21 protein-coding genes and 1 tRNA gene are annotated in these 22851 nt (G+C 36.7%); 12 read left to right on the forward strand and 10 right to left on the reverse strand.

The genetic code is table 11. The features are described from left to right. A partial coding sequence (locus G525_RS0116665) for a transposase (protein WP_245577815.1) occupies positions 1–279 on the forward strand: 279 nt, incomplete at its 5' end. 324 nt (positions 280–603) lie between these two features. Here G525_RS0116665 and G525_RS0116670 read toward each other — a convergent pair. Beyond that, positions 604–676, reverse strand: a tRNA-Lys gene (locus G525_RS0116670). A 132-nt stretch (positions 677–808) separates the two neighbouring features. Between G525_RS0116670 and G525_RS0116675 the strand changes: the two genes are divergently transcribed. Then, positions 809–1339 carry a shikimate kinase gene (locus G525_RS0116675; RefSeq protein ID WP_027127163.1) on the forward strand — a complete coding sequence of 177 codons (531 nt, stop codon included), beginning with the start codon at positions 809–811 and terminating at the stop codon, positions 1337–1339. A 105-nt stretch (positions 1340–1444) separates the two neighbouring features. On the opposite strand, the gene G525_RS0116680 is transcribed toward G525_RS0116675, so the two are convergent. Both G525_RS0116680 and G525_RS0116685 read right to left on the reverse strand, forming a co-directional pair. Further along, positions 1445–1948: a phosphoribosyltransferase family protein gene (locus G525_RS0116680; protein ID WP_027127164.1), complete on the reverse strand. Its 504-nt coding sequence runs from the start codon at positions 1946–1948 to the stop codon at positions 1445–1447. A gap of 39 nt (positions 1949–1987) precedes the next feature. After that, complete coding sequence (locus tag G525_RS0116685) at positions 1988–2365, reverse strand: RNA-binding S4 domain-containing protein (RefSeq protein WP_027127165.1); 378 nt, start codon at positions 2363–2365, stop codon at positions 1988–1990. Positions 2366–2520: 155 nt separating this feature from the next. Between G525_RS0116685 and G525_RS21310 the strand changes: the two genes are divergently transcribed. Then, complete coding sequence (locus tag G525_RS21310; RefSeq protein WP_051209993.1) at positions 2521–3582, forward strand: FKBP-type peptidyl-prolyl cis-trans isomerase; 1062 nt, start codon at positions 2521–2523, stop codon at positions 3580–3582. A gap of 68 nt (positions 3583–3650) precedes the next feature. Here the strand turns inward: G525_RS21310 and G525_RS0116700 are convergent, their stop codons facing one another. From G525_RS0116700 to G525_RS0116715, 3 genes are all read right to left on the reverse strand, one after another. Next, a complete protein-coding gene (locus tag G525_RS0116700) occupies positions 3651–4226 on the reverse strand; it encodes an outer membrane beta-barrel protein (protein ID WP_027127166.1) in 576 nt (191 codons plus the stop codon). A 678-nt stretch (positions 4227–4904) separates the two neighbouring features. Further along, on the reverse strand, positions 4905–5861 hold the full coding sequence (locus tag G525_RS0116710) for a transketolase family protein (RefSeq protein WP_027127167.1): 957 nt from the start codon (positions 5859–5861) through the stop codon (positions 4905–4907). Positions 5862–5965: 104 nt separating this feature from the next. Then, positions 5966–6811, reverse strand: a complete 846-nt coding sequence (locus tag G525_RS0116715) for a transketolase (RefSeq protein WP_027127168.1) — start codon at positions 6809–6811, stop codon at positions 5966–5968. Between the two features lie 491 nt (positions 6812–7302). Between G525_RS0116715 and tgt the strand changes: the two genes are divergently transcribed. From tgt to G525_RS0116765, 9 genes are all read left to right on the forward strand, one after another. Further along, a complete protein-coding gene (gene tgt / locus G525_RS0116725) occupies positions 7303–8433 on the forward strand; it encodes a tRNA guanosine(34) transglycosylase Tgt (protein ID WP_027127169.1) in 1131 nt (376 codons plus the stop codon). 101 nt (positions 8434–8534) lie between these two features. After that, positions 8535–9611: an LptF/LptG family permease gene (locus tag G525_RS0116730; protein WP_084647786.1), complete on the forward strand. Its 1077-nt coding sequence runs from the start codon at positions 8535–8537 to the stop codon at positions 9609–9611. After that, complete coding sequence (locus tag G525_RS0116735) at positions 9598–10512, forward strand: DMT family transporter (RefSeq protein ID WP_027127171.1); 915 nt, start codon at positions 9598–9600, stop codon at positions 10510–10512. Before G525_RS0116730 ends, G525_RS0116735 begins: the two co-directional genes overlap by 14 nt. A gap of 139 nt (positions 10513–10651) precedes the next feature. Then, positions 10652–11602 (forward strand): acetyl-CoA carboxylase carboxyltransferase subunit alpha, encoded by a 951-nt coding sequence (locus tag G525_RS0116740; protein ID WP_027127172.1) that lies wholly within the window; start codon positions 10652–10654, stop codon positions 11600–11602. Between the two features lie 170 nt (positions 11603–11772). Beyond that, positions 11773–13320 (forward strand): replicative DNA helicase, encoded by a 1548-nt coding sequence (dnaB, locus tag G525_RS0116745; protein ID WP_027127173.1) that lies wholly within the window; start codon positions 11773–11775, stop codon positions 13318–13320. Between the two features lie 72 nt (positions 13321–13392). Next, positions 13393–14412 carry an AI-2E family transporter gene (locus tag G525_RS0116750; RefSeq protein ID WP_027127174.1) on the forward strand — a complete coding sequence of 340 codons (1020 nt, stop codon included), beginning with the start codon at positions 13393–13395 and terminating at the stop codon, positions 14410–14412. Between the two features lie 319 nt (positions 14413–14731). Beyond that, complete coding sequence (locus G525_RS0116755; protein WP_027127175.1) at positions 14732–15916, forward strand: hypothetical protein; 1185 nt, start codon at positions 14732–14734, stop codon at positions 15914–15916. 158 nt (positions 15917–16074) lie between these two features. After that, positions 16075–16344, forward strand: coding sequence for an EF-hand domain-containing protein (locus G525_RS0116760; RefSeq protein ID WP_027127176.1), 270 nt, complete (start codon positions 16075–16077; stop codon positions 16342–16344). Positions 16345–16359: 15 nt separating this feature from the next. After that, entirely contained in the window at positions 16360–17436 is a 1077-nt protein-coding gene (locus G525_RS0116765; RefSeq protein WP_027127177.1) for an adenylate/guanylate cyclase domain-containing protein, read from the forward strand. A 662-nt stretch (positions 17437–18098) separates the two neighbouring features. Here G525_RS0116765 and rplT read toward each other — a convergent pair. The 4 genes from rplT to thrS form a co-directional block, all read right to left on the reverse strand. Then, complete coding sequence (rplT, locus tag G525_RS0116770) at positions 18099–18446, reverse strand: 50S ribosomal protein L20 (protein ID WP_027127178.1); 348 nt, start codon at positions 18444–18446, stop codon at positions 18099–18101. A gap of 142 nt (positions 18447–18588) precedes the next feature. Next, positions 18589–18786, reverse strand: coding sequence for a 50S ribosomal protein L35 (rpmI, locus tag G525_RS0116775; RefSeq protein WP_027127179.1), 198 nt, complete (start codon positions 18784–18786; stop codon positions 18589–18591). Between the two features lie 156 nt (positions 18787–18942). Further along, entirely contained in the window at positions 18943–19494 is a 552-nt protein-coding gene (gene infC, locus G525_RS0116780; RefSeq protein ID WP_211222944.1) for a translation initiation factor IF-3, read from the reverse strand. Between the two features lie 23 nt (positions 19495–19517). After that, the gene (gene thrS / locus G525_RS0116785; RefSeq protein WP_027127181.1) at positions 19518–21470 is read right to left on the reverse strand and encodes a threonine--tRNA ligase; all 1953 of its coding nucleotides are present in this window, start codon (positions 21468–21470) and stop codon (positions 19518–19520) included. Positions 21471–22851 lie beyond the last annotated feature (1381 nt).

Genomic DNA, 22851 nt, shown 5'->3' on the forward strand with positions numbered 1-22851 from the left:
CTGAGGAACATATTTAATACAGCCAAAACAATAGAAATAGCGTATACCAAACTGGCACATTGGTACAAAGATGTAGAGAATACAGGATTTAGAGCGTTCAACACAATTGCGAACACGATAACACTCAATTATAGATCAATACTGAACTATTTTATAAACAGAAGTACAAATGCCTCAGCAGAATCATTCAATGCAAAGATCAAAGCCTTTAGAGCACAGTTTAGAGGAGTCAAAAATGTAGAATTCTTCCTTTATAGATTAACCACAATCTTTGCATAAACACAACAATTGGGCTTGATCCGTTTTAACGGTGTCCATTTTAACGTCTTGACTGGATTAATTTTAATTGTAGTCGATTGGAATGGCCAATTCATACGTTTTTTAAAGGGATGAACGTACTGTCTTAGGCTTTCATATTCCAAAGATAAATGGAAACTTATTTTTTTGTTCAGTTAATGCGCTTTTTTATTGTATTTTTTTGAGAAGTGGATGGGTATGGCTTTTAAGAAAATAACGGGATCATGAGTATTCAGTCTTATATAAAAAGAAAAAACCTCGCTAAAATAAATTAGCAAGGTTTTTAAGATTGATGTTTCCATCTTGTGACCCGACTGGGGCTCGAACCCAGGACCCTAACATTAAAAGTGTTATGCTCTACCAACTGAGCTATCGAGTCATTTTCATTTCCCTTAGGAGGGTGCAAATATAAAAGCTTTTATTAATAAACCAAACCCTTTTTTAAAATAATTTTTTGTTTTTTTGCAGTGCGATTAGCTATGTTTTTAAGAATCAATTTATAAGCCGTTTTATGAGTGTAATTTTAATTGGATATATGGGGTCTGGAAAATCGACAATTGGTAAGAAATTGGCAGAAATGCTCGATTTTGAACTTATTGATTTGGACGATTATCTTCAAAAAAAGGAAAATTTGACCATTTCTGAGATTTTTAAGACTAAAGGTGAGATCTATTTCAGAAAAATCGAACAACGTTATTTAGAGGAGCTTTTAAAACGAACAAATATAATTCTGTCACTTGGAGGTGGAACGCCGTGTTATGGCAGTAATATGGATGCTATTTTGAACGCTCAGGAGGCGTATAGTATTTATTTAAGGAGTTCCATTCCTAATTTGGTGAAAAGATTGCGTTCGGAAAAAGTCCAACGCCCTTTGATTTCACATCTCGAAACTGATGAAGAGCTGACCGAGTTTATTGGAAAACATCTTTTTGAGCGCTCGTTTTATTATAACCAAAGCAATCAAACGATTCATACCGATGGGAAAAATATTGAAGCTATCGCCAAAGAAGTTAGTGAAGCTTATAACAGTAAATATAAGTAAAGCTTATATCAGTAAATTGATGATAATCTGAAGATATATTCGAAATCTGGCTGAGAACTAAAAATTCAATTACGACGACTGTTGAACATTATACTTTTAAGTTAATTATCTTAAAAAGGCTTCAAATTCTTTGCCCGTCAAAACAACTTCTACATGTTCATGAAGGGAAGTAGAAAGCGAAATGCCCTTAAAATCGGCTTTAATAGGAAATTTTTTATGGTTTCTATTAACTAGTACTGCGGTCTTGAATTGTTTTAGAGGCACATCCAAGAAATATTTTACACCGTAAATAAGGGTGCTTCCTGAATTTAGAACGTCATCTATTAAAACAATAGACTTGTTGCTGTAATCTGAAGCGTCAATTGAAGTAGTAATAGGATGCAAAGGGTTCTTTTTGTCAATGATCACTTTGCACAGAACCGATTTTAAATCTGAAATCTTATCCAAGTTGGATTTCAGTTTTTTGGCCAATATATAGCCATTGGCATCAATTCCTGCTAAAATAACCTCCGACTCATTGACGTTATTTTCATAAATCTGATAAGCAATACGTCTGATTTTATGATTGATTTCGGTATGGTTGAGTATGATCTGTTTTGTTGTAGTCATGGTGTTCAATGTTTCTTCAAAGATAAAAAAAGCGTTCTTTTAATCGTCGTCATTGGTGTCATTAAAATCATCAATATCCCTTCGGTCTTTTTTCGTTGGACGGCCAACGCCTTTTTTTCGATAGTAATCTTTAGCATACTTCAAGAGCTCTTGTGCCTCAAAGGCTTCTTTTGGCGTGGTATCCTTTACATAAATATCAACCAATTTAGCGCCAACACGACTTGGAGGAATATCATTAACCGTCAATTGATAATTGACTTGATTTTTACGTAATTCTACTTTATCTGTGGCAAAAACGTCTCGACTGGGTTTGGCAACTTGACCGTTAATTTTTATGTGTCCTTTTTTGCATGCTTCCGTGGCAATGGTGCGTGTTTTGTAATATCTGACACACCATAGGAATTTATCTATTCGCATATTAAAAGTTTTAAAACAACGTTAATGTTGTTGTGCATACCTATTATATTATTGTATCTTGCCGGCAAAAATAAGCAATATTGAAACATTATTTGACAATCTATTTTTGTTGTTCAAGTTGGTGATTTTTAAGATGTTGCGTTTTGCTTTTGAAAATGAATAAAATTAAATTGATGAAATTAAAAACCTACGTCCTCTCTACTTTATGTTTTTTAGCGTTATTATCCTCGTGTAAAAAGGATGATGACAACTCTCCAGAACCAGTTCCGGAACGTGATCGAACGGAGCAACAAGTGGCAGATTTAGATTCGATGCAGAATTATTTGAAATCCCATTATTATAATCGCGCTACTTTTGAGACGCCTGGTAACCATAGTATAAATGAACTTCTTATTACAGAATTACCTAAAGACACCAACGGTAATTATCTGGCAATGCCAGATCCTGAATCTAACCAGTTGCTTAGTGAAGCTGTGGATATTGATCATCCTAAAACAACAACTTATCAAGATGTAGAATATCAATTTTATATTTTAGAACTTAATGAAGGAGGAGGAGTGAATCCTCATTTTTCTGATATGGTAAGGTTAAATTATAATGGATTTCTGGCTAATGGAGAATCGTTTGATGGCACGGTGACACCTGCTGATTTCGATTTGATGAACCTTATTCCTGGTTGGAGAGAAGTGATTCCTGAATTTAAAACTTCCGAGAATTATATGGAAAATGCCGATGGCACCGTTTCATATAATAATTATGGTCTTGGGATGATGTTCTTACCTTCAGGATTGGGATATTATAGTAATCCAACAACAACCATTCCTGCGTATTCTAATTTGATGTTTAAGTTTGAACTATACCAGTCGGAAATTGCAGATCATGACGGCGATGGTATCCCTTCTTATATGGAAGATCTCAACGGTGATAAGAATTTATTCAATGATGACACCGATGAAAATGGCGTTCCAAATTTCTTAGATGCTGATGATGATGGCGATCGTGTACTAACGATAAACGAAATGACCAGACAAACCTATACGGTTGATATCAACTCTGGGGAAGAAGAGCCAGTATTGGCTGCAGATGAGTTTGAAAGTAGCCGATCAGAAAAAGACGGCATCTTAACCATTAAGACTTTAAAATATGTGGACTCTGACGGTGATGGTGTTTGGGATCATTTACAGAAAGATGTCAAAATAGATTATAGCAAGCCTTAATTTTAATTTGGCTCCCTATAAAAGTAAAAATAAGAGGCTATCATTTTGTGTGATAGCCTTTTTTCATATTATAGGGCGATTGAGACACCCAAGATCAATTGTTCAGGTCTTGTGTCAATCCTGCGTTCCGGAATGCCAAACGTGGCCATATTCTCGCTTAGGCCTTTTTCATACCTTAAATCAACCCCAAACCCGTTGAAGTTAAGACCAATCCCAAAATTGAGACCAACAGTAAAGTCATTCTCAATGTCTTTTATGGTAATATCCTCAAACTTAGAGTCTACAATGTATTGAATTGATGGACCAATAAATACACTTACGGGACCTATAATTTTCATTCCAAATAAAAGGGGTGCATCTATTTTTTTCATTTTAAAAGCATCGTTGTCATAGTCGCTTTTTGTTTGTGAATAGACCACTTCTGGTTTGAAATAAAACCGATCTCCAATTTTACCATACAAGCCTACATGGAAACCAACGTTTCTATCAGGATGCTTAGCATTGGCGCCGATAGATTCAAAATAATTGCCGTTTGCATTGTAGTTTAATCCCGCTTTAATACCAAAACCATCGCCATTTTGTGCGTTGGTGGTAAAAGAAAATGCAGCTAAGGCAAAACAAGCTAAAATCATGCTCTTAGTCATGCCTTGTGTTGTTTTAAGGTGTTTATTTAACTTTTTCAAAATTTTCATAGTTTTCTTTTTTAAGTGTGATGTTCGATATATTCAAAAACGTTGCCAAACACAAATTATTTTGAGATGGCCTTTTTTTTAGTGAAGCCCAAAACTTAAAAGCGCAGCGCGTTAAGTCTTGATGGCTGAACTAATCCCGCATTTTTGAGGATCTAAGCCCCTATTTGCCGACAGTCAAGTAAAACTTAAAAGCAAAGCACATTAAGTTTTGTTGGCTGTAATGAAAGCATTCGAGAGTTAAAGAATACTTTGCTTCGGACCTTTTTTAATTTAAAGTAGGACTTTTATTAAATTCAAAGATAAATTGAAACTCTCCATCTTTAAGAGAAGAAGAGGCTTCTGCTTCCGAAGTGAAGTAGAGTTTGAGGTGGTTGAATCTTGCAGAAACCAAATTCAATTTCTCATTCATGACTCTACAACTTAATTCCCTTTATTATGGACTTTGATAAACCCTTCCGTATTTAAGCTCTATTCTGAGCTTAAAGTCATCTTCGCTTAAAAAAGGAAGGATTTTTTTACTCTAGACTAGTTTTATTTGCCCACAAAAAAAAGCTTTCTTTAAAAAAGAAAGCCCTTCTGATATTGAAATTCTATGAACTTGAACAGTTAAACTTCTTAATTATAATTCAACTACTTTTTTCTTCCTACAACTTTTTGAGCTGCTTTGATGATGGAAGCACTGTTTAAACCGTATTTTTCCATTAATTGAGCAGGTGTTCCTGATTCTCCAAAAGTATCTTGAGTAGCCACGAATTCTTGTGGTGCTGGATGGTTTAATGCTAACACACGCGCAACACTTTCACCTAAGCCACCCATATAATTATGCTCTTCAGCCGTAACCACACAACCTGTTTTTTCAACCGATTTTAAAATAGCGGCATCATCCAAAGGTTTGATAGTATGTATATCTATGACTTCTGCAGATATGCCCTGCTCATGTAATGCTTTAGCTGCTTCAAGAGCTTCCCAAACCAAATGTCCAGTGGCAATGATTGTCACGTCTGTACCTTCTATTAATTGTAAGGCTTTCCCAATTTCAAAGGTTTGGTCTTCTGGCGTAAAGTTAGGTACTGATGGCCGTCCAAAACGTAAATAAACAGGCCCTTTGTGGTCTGCAATTGCAATGGTAGCCGCTTTTGTTTGGTTATAGTCACAGGTATTGATTACCGTCATTCCAGGTAACATTTTCATCAATCCAATATCTTCAAGAATTTGGTGAGTTGCACCATCTTCACCTAGAGTCAATCCCGCATGAGATGCGCAAATTTTGACATTCTTATCTGAGTAAGCTACACTTTGTCTAATCTGATCATAAACACGACCTGTAGAAAAGTTAGCGAAGGTTCCTGTAAACGGAATTTTTCCACCGATGGTTAAACCAGCAGCCATTCCAATCATATTGGCTTCGGCGATTCCTACTTGAAAGAAACGTTCGGGATGGTTCTTTTTAAAATCGTCCATTTTTAATGAGCCAATTAAATCGGCACAGAGCGCAACAACCTTTTCATTGGTCTGTCCCAATTGTGTCAAGCCTGCTCCAAATCCTGAACGTGTGTCTTTATTTCCTGTATTTGTGTATGTTTTCATAATCCTCCCTAAATCCCTCCAAAGGAGGGACTTTTATGTTTTAATATTATTTAAAATTTTTAACTGAACCAATTCCTCCTCTTTGGGAAGGTTAGGTGGTGACTTTAATAATCACCCAAAGTCTCCGCATTTTGCTCCAGCCCGATAGCCAATTGGTCATCATTTGGTGCTTTTCCATGCCATGCGTGTGTATGCATCATAAAATCCACACCGTTGCCCATGACTGTTTTTAAAAGTACACACACTGGTTTTCCTTGACCTGTTTTCGATTTTGCATCGGCCATACCTTTAAGGATCGCTTCAATATTGTTCCCTTGTTCGATTTCAACAACCGTCCATCCGAAAGCTAAAAATTTGTCTTTAACACTACCTAGTGGTAATACGGTATCTGTGGAACCGTCAATTTGCTGTCCGTTAAGGTCAATGGTAGAGATAAGATTATCTACTTTATTCCCAGCAGCATACATAATAGCTTCCCAATTTTGACCTTCCTGCAATTCGCCATCACCATGTAAGCTATAAATCAAATGATTGTCATTGTTCAATTTTTTAGCTTGTGCAGCACCAATAGCCACAGACATGCCCTGACCTAATGACCCTGAAGCAACACGAATACCGGGCAAACCTTCATGGGTAGTTGGATGTCCTTGTAAACGGGAATCGATCAATCTGAACGTGTTCAATTCTTCTACAGGGAAATAACCTGCTCTTGCCAATACGCTATAAAATACGGGCGAAATATGTCCGTTGGAAAGGAAGAACAAATCTTCACCAATCCCATCCATATCAAAAGTGTCCTTTCTGTCCAAAATCTCATTATAAAGTGCTACAAAAAATTCTGCGCAACCTAATGACCCTCCTGGATGACCAGAATTGACCTTGTGTACCATGCGGAGGATATCTCTGCGTACCTGTGTTGTTAAATCTTCTAATTGTTGTGTGTTTGACATTATATAAAAGTTAGTTTTATGCTGCAAAAGTAGCCTTTTTAAGACCGTAATCAAAACTGATATAGGCGCAGTTATCAACGAATATTCTTGTTTGCTAACAATTGGAAACTGAATTCCAAAGGTTTTTAAACATCAAATTAATTTTCAAAGTCCTCGCATTTAGGATGTCAATTCCCGGTAAACAGAATTTTTAAAGTTTTCTTAAGAGCTCTTTAACTTATTTGCAGCATTGTCTATCTTTGCCAACTTATTAGTGGAACCCATAATGTAAATGTGAAGCGTGTTAGGTTTGTTGGTTGTACTGATCCCGCTTTTGGGAGGGATCTTAGGTTAAAATCTCAAAAGCTTGCTTCAAGATGAGAAAAAATTTTCATTGAATACCAAGTGGGATGTTCCTCTTGGGTTTTATTGAAATAATTAAAATACAAAGGCATCTTCCTTCAACCTGATTATTTGCAGTTTGAATTAAAAAAGATGTAGGTTTGTTACGTATGAAATTTGAATTAAAAGGAAAAGACCTACAAAGTAAGGCAAGGGCAGGCGTGCTGACTACAGATCATGGGGTTATTGAAACGCCTATTTTTATGCCGGTTGGTACTGTAGGTTCTGTAAAGGGCGTACACCAAAGAGAGCTTAAAAATGACATTAATGCTGATGTTATTCTGGGTAATACATATCATCTTTATTTACGTCCACAAACAAAAATATTGGAACAGGCGGGAGGTTTGCACAAATTTATTAATTGGGATCGAAATATTCTGACCGATTCAGGCGGCTACCAAGTGTATTCGTTATCTGCCAACCGTAAAATAAAGGAAGAAGGTGTTAAATTTAAATCGCATATTGATGGGAGCTACCATACATTTACTCCAGAAAATGTGATGGAAATCCAGCGTACCATTGGAGCCGATATTATCATGGCCTTTGATGAATGTACCCCGTATCCTTGTGATTATAATTACGCAAAGCGTTCCATGCACATGACCCACCGATGGTTGGACCGATGTATCAACCATCTGGACAAATTGCCATTTAAATATGGTTACGAGCAAAGTTTCTTCCCAATTGTTCAAGGAAGTACTTATAAAGATTTGCGCATGCAATCTGCTGAATACATCGCCAACGCCGGTGCGGTTGGCAATGCTATTGGCGGACTTTCAGTAGGGGAGCCTGCCGAAGATATGTATGCCATGACAGAAGTGGTTTGTGACATCCTTCCTGAAGAAAAACCGCGTTATTTAATGGGGGTTGGTACGCCAATCAATATTCTTGAAAATATTGCGTTAGGCGTGGATATGTTCGATTGCGTAATGCCAACACGTAACGCTAGAAATGGGATGCTATTTACCGCACACGGCTCCATTAATATTAAAAACAAAAAATGGGAAGCTGATTTTTCTCCTTTGGATGAGATGGCTATGACCTATGTTGATACGGAATATTCCAAGGCTTATTTGCGTCATCTGTTTAGTGTCAATGAGCGTTTGGCAATGCAAATTGCTACCATTCATAATCTCGGATTTTATTTGTGGTTGGTCAGGGAAGCTAGAAAACATATCTTAGCGGGCGATTTTAGATCATGGAAAGAGATGATGGTGAAACAGATGGATAAGCGCTTATAAAGTTGAAAGTTGGAAGACGGAAGCTTCAGAGGTTGTAGAGAAATTAATTCTTTATAAATAATAGGAAGTAAAAAATAGGAATAAATAATAGTTCTCAGACATTGAAAATCCTTGATTGGTACATATTAAAACGATATCTCGTCACTTTTTTGATGATGTTGTTGCTGTTTATTCCTATTGGAATTACGGTCAATCTTGCTGAGAAAATTGGTAAGATTTTAGAAAACAATGTTCCTTTTTGGGAAGTGGCACTGTACTATCTCAATTTTACAATCTATTTTGCCAATTTATTGTTTCCAATATTTTTGTTTCTATCGGTAATCTTTTTTACGTCAAAATTGGCCAATAATACTGAGATTGTAGCCTTTTTAAGTTCTGGCGTGTCGTTCTCACGTTTTCTCAGACCTTATATTATTGGAGCTACAATTATTTCCATATTTGCGATGATCTTGGGCTTTTATTTGGCGCCTATTGCAAGTCAGGGATTTAATGAATTTAGCTATAAGTATTTAAAAAGTGCGAGTCGGCAGCAACCGGGAGAAAATATTTTTAGGCAGATCAATGATACGGATTTTATTTACGTGAGTAGTTTTGATAGAGGTAAAAAAACAGGTTATAATTTCACGTTGGAGCATATTGAGAATAACGAAATGACCTATAAGATTTTTGCGAATTCTATCAGATATATAGATAAGGATAGCACTTATAGGCTGTTTAATTATTTTAAGAGAACCATTACTGATACCGGTGATATCATTGAAAGTAAAAGACGGATGGATACGCTATTTTCATTTGATTTGGACGATTTAACGCCAGTTAATTATATTGCAGAAACAAAACCATATTCTGAATTGGTAGAGTTTATAGATAAAGAGAAGGCAAGAGGTTCTTCAAATATTGGTCGCTATGAAATTGTAAAATATAAAAAGTGGAGTTTACCAGTTGCCGTTTTTATTTTGACCATTATTGCCGTATCGGTATCCTCAATCAAACGAAGAGGAGGTATGGGTGTCAATTTAGCCTTTGGTATTACTACCGCCATGGTTTACGTGTTTTTTGATAAGGTTTTTGGAGTATTGGCGGAGCAGTCTGACTTTTCCCCCTTGGTAGCTGCTTGGCTTCCGAACGTAGTTTTTGGTATTTTGGCCATTTATCTTCTCTACAATGCAAAACGCTAGGTTAAAAAACTATCTCCATCTTCATTTCTTAGTTTTTATTGCGGGATTTACTGCTATTTTAGGTCAGTTAATCACCATTGGTTCCATTCCTTTGGTATGGTATAGAATGCTAATGGCAGGTGTGCTCATGCTCTTCTATATCAAGTTTACCAAGCATAAAATGAAGGTTGATAAACGTTCAATGCTCAAGTTTTTTGCGGCTGGGGTGATCATCGCCTTGCACTGGATCACGTTTTTTGAAGCGATCAAACAATCCAACATATCAATTACGCTTGCTATGTTTTCCACCGGTGCTTTTTTTGCGTCATTTATTGAACCCATTTTTTATAAAAGACGCATCATTTGGTACGAAATTCTTTTCGGGGTTATTGTGATCATTGGTGTTTTTTTGATCACGCACGGTGAACTAAAATACATTAATGGCATTATACTAGGCGTGGTTTCAGCCTTATTGTCAAGTCTGTTTGCCGTTATCAACGGGACGTTTGTTCAAAAACATTCGGCAACGGTCATTTCATTTTACGAGTTTGTGAGCGGAATGGTTTTTTTATCCCTTTTTATACTTTTATTCAAGGGTGGATTTGATGCGAAGTTCTTTACGCTGACTTCTTCAGATTGGATTTATCTTTTCGTTCTGGCGTCTATTTGTACAGCTTATGCATTTATCGGTTCGGTAAAAGTGATGAAATTTATTAGTCCCTATACCGTAGTGCTTTCTTATAATTTAGAACCGGTTTATGGGATAACATTGGCCTTGATTCTATTTCCAGAAATAGAAACCATGGGCCCTCAGTTTTATTACGGCGCCGCACTCGTATTGACCTCCGTTTTGCTGGATGGCATCCTTAAAAATGTAAAAACCTATCGCCACAAAAAACGAAATTTCAACAAAACCAATTAATTTATTTGTGATGCTTTGATAATCCGTATCTTTGTAAGACGGTCAAAAAAATACATTCTTTTTCATAATGTTGTTTTAATTAGAACGGAAAAATTTGCGTAGGTTTGTACGCTAACTAATAATTAAATCTTAAATTTCTATGGAGTATTTAGAATTTGAGCTTCCCATAAAAGAACTAGAGGATCAGCTGTCAAAGTGCCAAATTATTGGGCAAGAAAGTGATGTTGACGTGACTCAGACTTGTGAGCAGATTGAAAAAAAGCTCATCGCTACCAAGAAAGATATTTATAAAAATCTTACCGCATGGCAGCGTGTTCAATTGTCTCGACATCCTAATAGACCTTATACCTTAGATCATGTCAAAGCTTTATGTGGTGATTCTTTTTTGGAGTTACATGGCGATAGAAATGTGAAGGATGACAAGGCCATGATTGGTGGTTTGGGTAAAATTGGAGATCAAACTTATATGTTTATTGGCCAACAAAAAGGCTACAATACGAAAACAAGGCAGTACCGTAATTTTGGGATGTCAAATCCTGAAGGTTACCGCAAAGCTTTACGTTTGATGAAATCTGCAGAGAAGTTCAAAATTCCTGTGGTGACATTAATTGACACGCCTGGAGCGTACCCTGGATTGGAAGCCGAAGAACGCGGACAAGGTGAAGCTATTGCTAGAAATATTCTAGAAATGACCCGTTTAAAGGTGCCTATTATTTGTGTGATTATTGGAGAAGGTGCCTCTGGTGGTGCCTTAGGAATTGGTGTTGGTGACCGTGTGTTGATGATGGAAAATACGTGGTATTCTGTTATTTCTCCAGAATCCTGCTCTTCTATTTTATGGCGCAGTTGGGAATATAAAGAACAAGCTGCAGAAGCCTTAAAACTTACTGCACCTGATATGAAAAAAATGAAATTGGTGGATGGTATTATTAAAGAGCCATTAGGTGGCGCGCATACCAATCGTCAAGAGGCTTTTTTGGCGGTAAAAACTGCCATAGAAAAATCATATGACGAGCTCAAAAACTTATCACCAAAAGATTTGGTTAAAAAGCGTATGGAAAAATATGCTGATATGGGGGTTTATAAATAGCAACACCCTAATACCCTAACAATACTGAAAACTGGAGTGGTCAACTTCGGTTTTTTTTGGCCTTATTAACAATATTATCAAGTTATTAACAGTTACATTGTTGATGACGTGTTAAGATTGAAGACGTCAAATCTGCCTTCTTTCTTTACAAATTATTTACTTTCGCATTCATGAAACAACCGAACCCAATACAAGGCTACAAAGTCGATAAGAGCACCATCATTAGCTTAGAAAAAGGAAAAATTCCTCCTCAAGCTACTGATTTAGAAGAAGTTGTGCTTGGGGCGATGATGATTGATAAGAAGGGTGTTGATGAAGTCATCGACATTTTGAGTCCGGATGCGTTCTACAAAGATGCTCATAAGCACATTTTTGAAGCGATTTTCAAATTGTTTGAAAACAGCGAACCCGTCGATTTATTAACCGTTTCCAGTCAACTTAAGAAAGACGCGAAGTTGGATTTGGTTGGTGGCGATTTTTATTTGATTTCTTTGACCCAAAGGGTGTCTTCTTCTGCGCATATTGAGTTCCATGCACGTATTATTCTTCAGAAATTTATACAACGGAGCCTGATCAAGATTTCCAATGAAATTATTGAATCTGCCTACGATGAAACTAAGGACGTTTTTGACTTGTTGGATCAAGCCGAGGCGAAGCTTTATGAAGTAACCCAAGGAAATATCAAGAAGTCGACAGAAACTGCTCAAAGTTTAGTAATTCAAGCTAAAAAGAAAATTGAAGACATTTCCAATAAAGAAGGTCTGAGTGGTATTCCGTCAGGCTTTGATAAGTTGGATAAATTGACTTCAGGATGGCAGGAAAGTGATTTGATCATTGTAGCGGCACGTCCTGGGATGGGTAAGACGGCATTGACCTTGTCCATGGCCCGAAATATTGCGGTCAACAATAATATTCCTGTGGCATTTTTCTCTTTAGAGATGGCTTCGGTACAGTTGATTACGCGTTTGATTTCTAGTGAAACAGGATTATCATCAGAAAAATTAAGGACAGGAAAACTGGAAAAACACGAATGGGAACAGTTAAACGTCAAAGTAAAAGCCTTAGAAAAGGCGCCTTTATTTATTGACGACACCCCATCGCTTTCTATTTTTGATTTGCGAGCAAAAGCACGTCGTTTGGCATCACAATATGGTATTAAAATGATTATTGTAGATTATTTGCAATTAATGACTGCTGGAGGAAGCCAAAGCGGTGGTAATAGAGAGCAAGAAATTTCAACAATTTCCCGTAACCTTAAAGCTTTGGCCAAAGAATTGAGTATTCCTGTAATCGCATTGTCCCAATTATCTCGTGCGGTTGAAACACGTGGAGGTAGTAAACGGCCATTGCTCTCGGATTTGCGTGAATCTGGAGCTATTGAACAAGATGCGGATATTGTATCCTTTATATACAGACCGGAATATTATAAAATTGATGAATGGGATGATGAAGAACGTTCTCCCACTGAAGGCCAAGCGGAATTTATCATTGCAAAACATAGAAATGGTGGCTTGGAAAATATCAGGTTGAAATTTATCGGAAACCTCGGTAAGTTTGATAACCTAGACGATTTTGATACGCCATTTGGCGAATTTCATTCTAAAATGAATGCCGCTGCCAATGACAACTCATTCAGCTCTAGTAATTTTCCATCACCTTCAGATGCTTTTGATCCGCCGCCAATGGACGATGATGACGATAATGATGTACCGTTCTAAATTCTTGACTTTTTCTTTATTTTCTTTTAGAGTTTAAGATTATCTTTGCAGGGTTTTAAAAACTAATGCCTCATGGATAAAACACGAACAACAAATTTATTACTACTGGTCATCGTGGTACCACTTGTGTTTTATTTACTAAAGATTTTGTCATTTATCTTTATCCCGTTGGTATTTTCTATGTTTATCGCGCTCTTGTTTTTACCATTGATGCGCTGGTTGGGAAAAAGGGGAGTGCCAAAATTTATCAGTATATTTATTGTCATTCTTATCATTTTATTGGGATTGGGGGTCACTGCAGAATTGATCCATCTTTCCAGTAAACAAATAACATCATCTGACAGTACCTTTTTTGCGCAGGCTGAAGAGAAGATTCGAGGCTTAAAAACTTCCATTGAATCTGATTTTGGGATTCAGTTAGGTAAGAATGGGAGTGTAATGGCACAAATTGCAGAAACTAAAAACATTGGCTCTGTGTTTGGTTTTATTGGGAGTTTTTTGAGCATGTCCTTAACGACAGCCTTTTTTACGGTGCTTTGGTTGGCAGAATCCATTAATGTCCAAAAATTGATGAACGCCACGATTTTAAAGCAACGACATACCTCGGTCAAAACCTTCCTTAAAATTGAAAATGACCTGATCACTTTTATAAAGGTTAAATTTTTGGTCAGTTTAGGAACCGGTATTTTTACAGGATTGGCCTGTGTGTATTTTGATGTGAGTTTTCCCATTTTCTGGGGCCTATTCGCATTTGTGATTAACTTTGTTCAAATGATTGGATCGTTTATTTCGGTAATCAGCTTGTCCATATTTGCCTTTGTAGAACTAGATCCCACCAGTACACTCTTCTTCTTTATTCTTTCAATAACTCTGGTTCAGGTGATTTTTGGATCAATTTTGGAGCCTATTTTTATGGGTAAATCTTTCTCTATCAATATCATCGCTGTTTTGGTTATGCTGATGTTTTGGGGCTTTATTTGGGGGATTCCTGGCATGATTATGTCCATCCCTATCACCGTGTTTTTAAAGATTATTTTAGAACAGTTCCCTAATACTAAAATCATAGCGAGCCTTCTTTCAGGTAAAAGCTGAGTTGGAATACTTCATGGCTCCTAATTTTAGCATAAAGAAATTTATGGCCTATATATTTTTGTTATCTTTCGATTGTGATTAGATCAATAGTTTCTAAACAGGTGACTATCTGACGGCACATTTATCAGCTATCATGACGGAATTATTTTTTTTCTATTAGTGAGTAGAGCGCAATGATAGTTCGACAAACAAGGTTGAATTAGTAATAGTTCAATCTTTATTCCCATTTCTAAAAACAAAAATTTTGAAAAAGACGCTTTGTATATTCCTATTATTATTTATTTCAATACATACATATGCGAGTTATATTCTTATCCCAATGGATGCCGAAGGGCAAAAAAACCACCTCAAAGCTTATGGTGTAACCTACTGGACACTTGATAAACAATTAAAAGTAAAATGGTTGCTGAACTATAGAGGTGGATCATTTCTATTGCCTGATGTTGCGGAAATTCAGAGAGAATGCCAAATTAGAGGCGTTTCTTTTGAGGTAATCTCAGATGCTAAAACCGAAGAGATTTTAGAATTGATCAGCAGTCCGTCACAAAACATGGAGTCTGTTGTATTGGAAAAAGCTCCAAAAGTCGCGGTCTATTCTCCAAAAGGAAATCTGCCTTGGGATGATGCCGTTACCATGGTTTTGTCTTACGCTGAAATTCCCTACGAAACTATTTATGATGAAGAAGTATTGAATGATGCGCTCGTGCTCTATGATTGGTTGCACCTCCATCATGAAGATTTTACGGGACAGTATGGTAAATTTTATAGGACTTACAAATCGGCCGCATGGTATATTGAAGAGAAGAAACAGGCTGAAGAATTGGCGGAAAAATTAGGTTACGCCAAAGTTTCAGAACAAAAGTTGGCAGTGGCTCTAAAAATACGTGATTATGTAGTAGGCGGCGGATTCATGTTTGCCATGTGCAGTGCTACTGATAGTTTTGACATCGCATTGTCGGCAGAAGGTGTCGATATCTGTGAACCCATGTTTGACGGTGATGCCAGTGAGCCCGACTATCAAAGTAAAATTGATTATAATAAAACCTTCGCTTTTAAAGATTTTATTTTAGAAAGAAATCCTAATATTTATGAATTTTCTTCAATTGATATGACCTCCACTCGTCAAATACCAATGTTGACGGATTATTTTACGCTCATGGATTTTTCCGCCAAATGGGATCCAATTCCTACCATGCTATGCCAGAATCATACCGCGCTGGTAAAAGGATTTATGGGTCAGACAACCGCGTTTACGCGAGAGGAAATCAAATCAAACGTTCTTGTGATGGGTGAAAATAAAACCAATGGGGAGGCAAAATACATCCATGGCATCAAAGGAAAAGGATTTTTTACTTTTTATGGTGGCCACGATCCAGAAGATTATACCCACAAAGTTGGCGACCCAAAAACGGAATTGGAATTGCACCCAACATCTCCAGGCTACCGTTTGATTTTAAATAATGTCTTATTTCCCGCCGCCAAAAAGAAAAAACAAAAAACCTGATTCCTATAGATTTTGGTCTTTTGAGTTGCCCTTATCTAAAAAAGTAGAAGTCTTCTTTATTTTATAATCATTGTGGCACACATGGTGGGCTAATTTTCTTGTTAAATATGTCGTTTGACAACCACATTATTTCTTACTTTTAAACTAAAATCTAAGCTATGTCCACAAAGGAATCCATTCTTAATAAAATTCAAATTGTCATCTCCAATAATTTCCAAACACCAGAAGAAGCCTTCGCTTTTTTTGATAATGATAAAGACGGTAAATTAACTAAAAGGGAGATTTCAGAATTACTTAGAAAAGCGGAAATTAGCGGATTGATTAGAGGTTTAGTAACCACTAAACTTATTGAAGGTTATTATAAAGTTGGGGATGGACTTGTGGATTGGAATGAATTTAAGTCTGCTAGTGACGAAATAAAGAAATAATCACACATATCCCCGATGCTATACCATATTAAACAATTTTTCAAATTATTTCTCACTTCCGTTCTATTCTGGTCATTCGCTTTTTGTTTCTTTATTCTGATTAGATATTTAGGAAGAGAGCAGGAGCAGGTGGATGTTTTGAAGTCCACTCAGGTTTATCCAGTTTCCGAATATCTCATATTTGGTGTCGTTTTAGGAGTTATGGTGGCCACGGTGTATACAATTGTTGAATATGTTTTTGATAAATTTTTATCCAAAGCACTAAATCTAGGCGTGATTCTTTTAATCAAATCTATTATTTATTTGATATTTTTGATTTTCTCATTGAGCATTATTGCGTTTTTAGCTGAAGATTATCTCAATATCAATTTTCCAAATCATACAGGATGGTGGATCTCAAATAAGATATTTTGGATGGTCACGGCGTATTTTATCATTGGGTCTTTGTTGTTTTCATTTTTAAGATTAGCCAATGATAAGTTTGGAAAGGGTATCATTTTAAAAATGCTCATCGGCCGATACCGAAATCCGCGAGAAGTAGAGCGAATTTTTATGTTTTTAGATTTAAAATCTTCCACATCACATGCTGAGGAGTTGGGACATTTAAAATACAGTCAACTTATACAGGATTGTTTTTATTACCTTAATAAGATTATTAATAAGTATGATGCTAATATTTATCAGTATGTAGGAGATGAGGCCGTGTTGAGTTGGACACCAAAAAGGGGTGCGAGGCGTTTGAATTGTGTCAATCTGTTTTTTGATTTTGAACGAAAACTTAAAAGGCATTCCAAATATTATCAGAAAAAATATGGGGTTCAACCAGTCTTTAAAGCAGGTTTACATTCTGGAAAGATTATCATTGCTGAAGTGGGAACCGTAAAGAAGGAGTTGGCTTATCATGGTGATGTGATAAACACCACCTCTCGGATCCAGGGTCAGTGTAATGAATTTGGCGAATCATTACTAATTTCTGAAGAGCTTTTATTGAAACTTAAATTAGGAAATAAATTTAAGGCAAAACCTTTGGGCGATGAAGTGCTGGAAGGAAAAAAAGAAGAGTTAAGGCTTTTTGCAATCCGTAGAACTTAACCAGAGGTTTTAAGAGCAGGCTTAATCAAGTGATCTAAAAAAACTTAATTCGGTACCTCTCAAAGGCACTTGATATTTTTAGAATATTACTTAAAGGCTCTTCAAAATGTCATTTAGGTCCCTGTTAAGGGCTTCAATCACTCATCTAAATATTGCTCGATTGATAATACTGGATCGTCGATCCTCTCTATAGGGAGCAATAATGGGTATCCTATTCTAATTTTCAATCGCCTATGTCCAGACGTGTATTTCACAGGAAGCTTTGACTTCCACCCATTTACTAGTTGTACCAGCAATTATATTGACACTGGCATTTGCCATAGCATACCAATCGTCTAAAACAAATCAATCATTGTGAGTTGATTTGTGAAATGTTGTCTGTTAATGAACGACGCTTTGTTCTAATGGGAAATATCACGCCAAAGAAATAAAGCTGGAATCCACAGGTTGAGTTTAAAAATACGTGAATTCCTATTGCTGGAACTAGTTTTATATCCATCATGAATACCAGAATTAAGGATTAACACAAGATCTAAAGAAACAGAGTCTTTGGTCAATACTCCTATTTGAAACTCCGCATAACGGCCTTAAACGAAAAAATCCGATTCAATTAAGAATCGGATTTTTATAAGCGAATTGTGGTTATTATTTTGGCGAAACGCCTATTTTTTGATTTGTTTGGCGATGGCTTCAAAAGCATCTGGATGGTTCATCGCTAAATCTGCAAGAACCTTACGGTTCAATTCGATGTTGTTAGCTTTGATTGCACCCATGAATTTTGAATAAGACATTCCGTGTAATCTGGCTGCAGCGTTGATACGCGTAATCCATAATGAACGGAAATTTCTTTTCTTCACCCTACGGTCTCTGTACGAATATAACATCGCTTTATCAACCGCATTTTTAGCTACTGTCCAGACGTTTTTACGTCTTCCAAAGTATCCTTTTGCTTGTTTTAGAACCTTTTTTCTTCTGGCTCTTTTTGCTACTGAATTTACTGATCTTGGCATTTCTTAATTGTGTTTTGTAGTAGGCGGTCATCTTTTATTTCGACACTTTGGTTCAATAATCTAAAATCAACAATCGTTAATCGTAAATTTTTGAAGCCTAACTCCAGGGTTTATAAATTTATTTTAACCGATTAAAATCGTATTACTTTAAACGTAACATGATTTTAACATTGTTTGTATCTGCCTTGCTGACCAAAGTCATTTTTGTCAAGGCAAGTTTACGCTTTTTAGATTTTTTTGTCAAGATATGACTCTTAAAGGCGTGCTTTCTTTTAATCTTACCAGTGCCCGTTAGTTTAAAACGTTTCTTAGCACTAGATTTTGTTTTCATTTTTGGCATGTTCTCCTCAATTTTAATTTACTATTCGCTTATTATCTTTATACACCTTTACAAGGGTGGATACTTAATCATTGTTTGTCGGTAACTTGTTGTATATGGTGTTGAAACTATCAACGCCCATAGCTTATTTTATCCGATACTGAGCTTATCTAAGCTCTACTTTTTCTTAGGGGCGATGAACATCGTCATACGCTTTCCTTCCAATCTTGGCATTTGTTCAACCTTACCATATTCTTCAAGATCCTGAGCCAATTTCAATAATAAAATTTGCCCTTGCTCTTTAAACACGATAGAACGGCCTTTGAAAAATACAAATGCTTTTAATTTCGCACCTTCTTTCAAAAACTTTTCTGCATGTTTCTTTTTGAATTCGTAATCGTGATCATCTGTTTGAGGGCCAAAACGAATTTCTTTAACGATCACTTTCGTCGCTTTAGACTTTAATGCCTTATCGCGCTTCTTTTGCTCATAGAGAAACTTTTTGTAATCCATGACCTTACAAACAGGCGGATCAGCTTTTGGTGATATCTCAACCAAATCTACACCCTGCTCTTCAGCCAATGCTAAAGCTTGTTTGGTGGTGTATATACCAGTCTCAATATTGTCTCCAACAAGTCTTACGTTCTCGGATCGAATGTTTCTATTAATTTTATGTTGCTCCTCTTTTTCAGTTCTTTTGAAGCTACCTCTGTTTCTACGAATTGCTATGGCTTATATGTTTTAAGTTAAACTTAATTGTTCTGTTTAAAGGTTTTTAAAGTCCTTTTAATTTCTTTATCTACTATTTTCGAGAAGTCTTCTACACTAATCATGCCTAAATCTTCTCCACCATGCTGACGCACAGTAATCATGTTTTCTTGCTCCTCATTCTCACCAACAATAATCATATATGGGATTTTGGCCATCTCCGCTTCACGGATTTTCTTGCCAATCGTCTCATTTCTATTATCAGAGAGGGCGCGAATTTCGTCATTTTCTAGCAAATTTAAAACTTTTTCGGCGTATTTTTCATATTTCTCACTAATTGATAATATCATAATCTGAGTTGGCATTAACCAAAGTGGGAAATTACCCCCCGTATGCTCTAGTAAAATAGCTACAAAACGTTCCATACTTCCAAAGGGCGCGCGGTGAATCATTACCGGTCTGTGCAACTCGTTATCACTTCCCTTATACGTAAGATCAAAGCGCTCCGGCAAATTGTAATCTACCTGAATGGTTCCCAATTGCCAATTTCTGCCTAAGGCATCCTTGACCATGAAATCCAGCTTAGGGCCATAAAAAGCAGCTTCACCAGTGACAACTTCATAATCCAACCCTTTGTCTATGGCAGCATTCAAAATGGCAGACTCCGCTTTATCCCAATTCTCATCACTTCCAATATACTTCTCAGGCGTATTAGGATCTCTCAAAGACACCTGTGCCTTAAAGTTTTCAAATCCTAAAGAACCAAAAACATATAGAACCAAATCGATAACATCCTTAAATTCTTTATCCAATTGATCTGGCATGCAAAATATGTGGGCATCATCTTGAGTAAAACCTCTTACTCGGGTCAAGCCATGGAGTTCACCACTCTGTTCGTAACGGTAAACGGTTCCAAATTCCGCATAACGTTTAGGAAGTTCTTTATAGGAGAACGGTTTCGCATTATAGATTTCACAATGGTGAGGGCAATTCATTGGTTTCAACAAGAACTCTTCACCTTCGGAAGGAGTGAGGATAGGCTGAAAACTATCAGCACCATATTTTTCATAATGTCCGGAAGTCACATACAATTCCTTCTGTCCAATATGAGGAGTGACCACCATTTCGTAACCTGCTTTTTTTTGCGCTTTCTTTAAAAAATTCTCAAGGCGTTCACGTAACGCGGCACCTTTTGGCAACCATAGCGGTAAACCTTGTCCAACTTTGGCAGAAAAGGTAAACAGTTCTAATTCCTTACCTAGCTTTCTGTGGTCACGCTTTTTCGCTTCTTCAAGTAAATGAAGATATTCGGTCAACTCCTTTTGCTTAGGGAATGAAATTCCATAAACTCGCGTGAGTTGCTTATTCTTTTCATCACCTCTCCAATAGGCACCAGCAACCGACATTATTTTAACGGCTTTTATAATAGACGTATTCGGAATATGGCCGCCTCTACATAAATCAGTAAAGGTTGAATGATCACAAAAAGTAATGGTTCCATCTTCAAGATTTTCAATCAGCTCTACTTTATACTCATTGTTTTGCGACTTATATAAGGATAAGGCATCTTCTTTAGAAACTGAACGCAGACTGAAATCATATTTTCCTCTGGCGATTTCGAGCATTTTATCCTCAATAGCCTTAAAATCCTTATCAGAAAGCGTTTGCTCACCTAAATCGATATCATAGTAAAACCCATTTTCAATGGCGGGACCTATAGAAAGTTTCACGCCAGGATATAATTCTTCAAGAGCTTGCGCCAAAACGTGTGCTGATGAATGCCAAAAAGCTTTTTTACCGTCTTTATCGTTCCAGGTATATAATACTAGCGCGCCATCTGTTGTCAATGGGGTTTGAGTTTCAACCGTAGTCCCGTTGAAACTTGCAGAAATGACGTTTCTTGCAAAGCCTTCACTTATACTTTTGGCAACATCCATTGGCGTTGCATTCTTTTCAAACGGTTTTACACTTCCGTCTGGTAGCGTTATATCAATCATATATCTCTTAACTATTAGGATGGCAAAGATAAGATGTTAAATACTTTCATACAATATATATAGAGGTATAAATAATATAGTCAATAAAACCATAAGCAGATTAAACATGTCTAAAGTGGTAGTAATTTAAACTGGCGTCCTGTTTATATTGGTTTTATGGGAAGTGTACCTGTTAAGTACATCCATTTAAGGTAAGATCATCGCTATATTATATGAGGTTTTTTTTATTTGGGCGTTTGGTTTCCCGAAAAGGTCAACCACCGCGCTCTCGCCCCTCACTTTTGGGGTCGCTCTTCGGCGTCCCCAAAGAGTTCAAGCAAAGGGCTCCATCGCTAACGCGGTTTTGGCAACATATATATAATGATGGTATTCATATTCCTATAATCCAATAACAGGATAAACTAAAAACCTATATTTCCGCTCTACCATCCACGTCCGTCTCTTTAAAGTACCAGCAGATTTTAAACAGGCAACCTAATTATATGTTCTGCGTGAGTGATGTCTTTATGTATAATGTATCTGAAAAGGTAGCATCCTTATATATAATGAAGCGATAATGGTCCTATTATATAGTAACAGGATTTCCAAAACAACTAATAGCCGATCTTTTGGCCCCGCTGGTTTCGTTTCTGTGATTCAAATTATACGGAAGACGGCCGTTTTTTAACCTGGAGCTTGGTTTATGGTTAGAGTTTCTTATTCAATTTAGGGATTGGTTGTGCCATCAGCTCGTTTGGTTTACAGATAATGAGCAACCAATACGTTCTGGCACTCATATGTCACGCCCGTTTATTGCTCCGTAAATGACAACGGACATAGTCCACATCTCCATGGTGGGCACCGGTCACGATAAAGAGGGGAGAAGTATCTACACTTTTTCTCGCCTCTAAAGCTTTCATTTTCAGTCTGAAGAAAAATACTCAAAAAAAAGAGGATGATTTGTTTGCGGGTTAAATAAAAAGGGTTGTATATTTGCACCCCGCAAACGAGGGGTTTCGACCCCTGGGGAGCGGAAAAAAGTTCATTTACATCCTTAAAAAAGAGCGGCAAAATTTTTTTAATAAAAAGCTTTGCGGATCAAAAAAAGGTTGTATGTTTGCAGCCGCTAAAAACGGGAACGTTGGCAGCGGAGGAGTTCTTAAAAAACGGTGTTTGTTGTCTGTCGATTGGAGTGTGAAAAAAAACTTTCAAAAAAACTTTCAAAAAACATTGTGGGATTCAAAAAAGGGTTTTATATTTGCACCCGCTTAGCGATTGAGTTCGCCAAGAAAACAAGAAGACAAGTTCATTAACATATTGGATTGACAGCGTAGCGAAGTACTGGAAACGGTGCTTTGCACAAAAAGAGAACAGATCATTATGAGTACCGAGAATTGAATTT

The organism is Gelidibacter mesophilus DSM 14095 (genome assembly GCF_000423005.1).
Classification (GTDB): Bacteria; Bacteroidota; Bacteroidia; order Flavobacteriales; family Flavobacteriaceae; genus Gelidibacter; species Gelidibacter mesophilus.